3 protein-coding genes and 1 pseudogene are annotated in these 3,554 nt (G+C 63.8%); 3 read left to right on the top strand and 1 reads right to left on the bottom strand.

The window, feature by feature from the left end:
• The 3 genes and pseudogenes from EOC06_RS34525 to EOC06_RS34515 all read left to right on the top strand — a co-directional run.
• Positions 1-445: pseudogene (locus EOC06_RS34525) on the top strand (LLM class flavin-dependent oxidoreductase); the annotation flags it as partial.
• A gap of 41 nt (positions 446-486) precedes the next feature.
• Entirely contained in the window at positions 487-1,134 is a 648-nt protein-coding gene (locus EOC06_RS34520) for a ThuA domain-containing protein (protein ID WP_128309913.1), read from the top strand.
• A 128-nt stretch (positions 1,135-1,262) separates the two neighbouring features.
• Positions 1,263-1,673 (top strand): hypothetical protein, encoded by a 411-nt coding sequence (locus EOC06_RS34515; RefSeq protein ID WP_128309912.1) that lies wholly within the window; start codon positions 1,263-1,265, stop codon positions 1,671-1,673.
• Between the two features lie 10 nt (positions 1,674-1,683).
• Here EOC06_RS34515 and EOC06_RS34510 read toward each other — a convergent pair.
• Positions 1,684-3,554, bottom strand: a 1,871-nt coding sequence (locus EOC06_RS34510; protein WP_128309911.1) for an amidase, incomplete at its 5' end; no start/stop codon positions are given.

Raw genomic sequence — 3,554 nt, 5'->3', positions numbered from 1 at the left:
GGAATGGGCCGCTAAGCTCGGCATGAACCTGCAGAGTTCGACGCTCAAATTCGACGAGAGCGGCAAGCCGTTCCATATCCAGCAGGCCGAGCAGATCCGCATCTATCGCGAGGCCTGGAAAGCGGCCGGTCACAGTCGCGAGCCGCGCGTCTCGGTCAGCCGCAGCATCTTTGCGCTGGTCGACGATCGCGACCGCGCCTATTTCGGCCGCGGCAATGAGAGCCGCGACCAGATAGGCTTCATCGAGGAGAACACCAAGGCGATCTTCGGGCGCAGCTACGCGGCCGAGCCGGATGTGCTGATCAAGGAATTGGCGCAGGACGAGGCGATCGCCGAGGCCGACACGCTGCTGCTCACCGTTCCGAACCAGCTCGGCGTCGACTACAATGCGCATGTCATCGAGGCGATCCTGACCCATGTCGCTCCGGCGCTGGGCTGGCGCTGACGCCGGATCGATCAGGGCCGAGTTTTCCAGGGAGGTACACAATGCCAAAGAAGGCCTTGATCGCCTGGGGCGGCTGGGAGGGCCATACGCCGGAGCAGAGCGCGAAGATCGTTCGCACCTTGCTTGAGCGAAACGGCTTCGACGTCACGCTGGGTGAGGGCACGGCGATGTTCGCCGATCCGGAGCTTGCTTCCTTCGATCTCATCGTGCCTGTCATCACCATGTCAAAGATCGAAAAGGCCGAGTTGCAGAACCTGACGCTTGCGGTTCGCGGGGGAAGCGGGCTCGGCGGTTTCCACGGCACTATGGGCGACAGTTTTCGCAACGAGCCCGACTATCAGTTCATGACCGGCGGCCAATGGGTGGCGCATCCCGGCAACATCATCGACTATACTGTCGCGATCACCCGGCCGGACGATCCGATCACAAAAGGCATCAGCGATTTCGCCTACCGGTCGGAGCAATATTACATGCATGTCGACCCAAGCAATGAGGTGCTGGCGACCACCACCTTCACCGACGCGCATTTTCCGGGGATAGGCGGCGTCGTCATGCCGGTCGTCTGGAAACGGCGCTATGGGGCGGGGAAGGTTTTCTACAGTTCCCTTGGTCACACTGCGGATGAGTTCGCGGTGCCGGAAATGGCGCTGATGGTGGAGCGGGGTTTGCTTTGGGCGGCGCGGGGGTAGCCTCTGTCAGTCACCAATTGCGAAAGGCGAGCGGCGAACCGCGGAGGCAGCGAGGTCTGAATTCCTGCAATGGCTAGAAAGTCGGCCGCTGTCGAACTACCATCCGGTGAACAGCAAAGGGGGGTGGAATGGATCATCAGCGGACAGTATTCTTGGTCGGAGGGGGCACGGGCGGAGACGAGGAAGCCGTGTTTACGCTGCATGTAGAGGGCGCCGTCTGCAGCCTGACATGCGGCTACCGGGACAAGGTGATCAGGGCCGAAGAGGAAGATTTTTTCGAAGCTCTGTTCCAGATCCGTCAGGGGCTCGAAGCCGATGGTTTGCTGCCCTTCTGCTACGGGGCGAGTGCCAATGTTTATCCCGAAAATACCGTGATGGAGAAGAGTCGCGGATTGATGGCCTGCAAGGTGACGATGGGGCGATTTCCCCAAGAGACGGATCTGGTCGACATATTTGACGATGGCGTCGACGTGGTTCCGGTTTTCGTCCATATGCAGCAGGAATTTTGGGAAGAATGGCTGACTTCGCTGCCTTCCTAGCGGCTGGCGTTCATCCAATCCCTCCGGTTACCAGATAGCCGCCGGCGCTGCGCCCATCCTCCAGCCGCACAATAGCCGTCACGATCGAGCCATACGAGCCACGCCAGACGCTGTGGAAGCGCTGGTGCTCAGCGGCCGGAACCAATGCCTGTCCACAGGAGCGCGCTCCGCTTCGCTGCATGGCGACAGGCTCGCCGTTGACATGCACCTTGACGCTGGCGTTTTCCGCCTCGGCGTCGATCGGCAGGTCGAGCGTGATGGTGATCTCGTCCTGATCGCCGGTCGTGCGCGTCTCGGCGGCAAGCGCGATGACGAGCGGAGGTGCCTTGCCGTTACCGGTTTGCGTGGGCCGGCGGGAAAATACATCTTCAGTCAGTTCCGGCGTGCGTGGGGGCAGGGTGCGGCGCCGGGTCGACTGTTCGAAATCGCCGGCCATGCGCAACAACCTGACATCATCATAGGCCTTGCCGGCGAAAGTCAGGCCGACCGGCATGCCGATATCGGCCATGGTTCCCATCGGCACGGTGACGGTGGGGATGCCGAAATGGCGCCAGACCAGATTGCCGTTGGCGACCCAGGTGCCATTGCGCCAGGCAAGGGCGGCGGACGCCTCGTCGATGTCTGCATCGGCCGGTCCGACATCGGCGGTCGCGGGCAGCACCACGGCGTCGATGCCATGGGCGTCCAGCCAGTCCTCGAAATCGATCCGCCTTGTCGCTTCGAGCCCCTTCAGGCCTTCTTCAATCGTCGGGATTTCCGTGACGGGCGTGACGCCGGACCGCGCCCGCTCGACATATTCCCTCAGGTCGAAGCCGCCCTCATAGCGGTCGGGCAGCGTGCCCGGCGGCTGCGGGAAGATCTTTGGGCCGTCGACCGAGACGAGATCGGGCAAAGACGGGTCGGCATTGGCGTGCAAAAAGTCGTCCCAGCCCCAGATGCAGAGATCCCAGAGTTCGCGCTCGGCGAACTCCTGGGGCATCAGCCCGCGCTCGACCATGGTGCGAGCACCCGGGCGGTCGCGCTCATAGTTGGAAACGACGGGAAAATCGACCTCGACCACCTCGGCGCCAAGCCGCGCGAGATAGGCCGCTGCCTGTTGCCACAGGGCAAGCACCGAGGCGCGGGTTTCGATCGGCGCATCGGCCTCGCTGTCGCGGCCGATATACATTCTGGGCACGCCGAGCCGCTTGCCTTTCAACGACCCCGCCAGTGCGAGATCGGTATAGCGGGGCGGCCGCACAGCGGAGCTTTTCGGCAGCTCGACCCAGGGCTGCGCGCGCCAGAAATCGCCTCGCGTCTCGGGATCGTCGGCGACGATGATGTCAAGCAATTCGAGCATGTCGGGCATTGTCCGCGCGTGCGGCACCACGACATCCATGGTCGGCACCAGGGGCCAGTTGCCGCGCACCGAAATGACGCCGCGCGACGGGGTGTAGGCGACCAGTGCATTGTTGGTGGCCGGCGCGCGGCCGGACGACCAGGTTTCTTCGCCAAGCCCGAAGGCGCAGAAGCTGGCCGCCGTCGCCGTGCCGGAGCCATTGGACGAGCCCGACGCGAAGGCGGCGGTCAGATAGTCGCCATTGTAGGGGCTCTCGGCGCGACCGTAGACGCCGCGCTGCATGCCGCCATTGGCCATTGGCGGCATGTTGGTCAGCCCGATCAGCACGGCGCCGCCGGCGCGCAGCCGGGCAATGGTGAAGGCGTCCTCATTGGCGATGAGATGCTCGAAGGCGGGCGAACCGGCGGCCACCGTCAGGCCTGACACCTTGTAGCTGTCCTTGGCGGTGTAGGGGATGCCGTCGAGCGGTCCGAGCACGGCGCCGTTGCGGCGGCGCCGGTCGGAGGCTGCCGCCTCCTCGAACATATCAGGATTGAGCACTG

It is taken from the genome of Mesorhizobium sp. M7A.F.Ca.MR.362.00.0.0, from assembly GCF_004023175.1.
Lineage (GTDB): Bacteria > Pseudomonadota > Alphaproteobacteria > Rhizobiales > Rhizobiaceae > Mesorhizobium.
Note: the sequence above shows the minus strand (reverse complement) of the source record. Positions and strands in the feature narration are given on the sequence as shown.

Coding starts and splice junctions, on each gene's coding strand:
- EOC06_RS34520 (WP_128309913.1), top strand. CDS start 487: ATGCCAAAGAAGGCCTTGATCGCCTGGGGCGGCTGGGAGGGCCATACG.
- EOC06_RS34515 (WP_128309912.1), top strand. CDS start 1,263: ATGGATCATCAGCGGACAGTATTCTTGGTCGGAGGGGGCACGGGCGGA.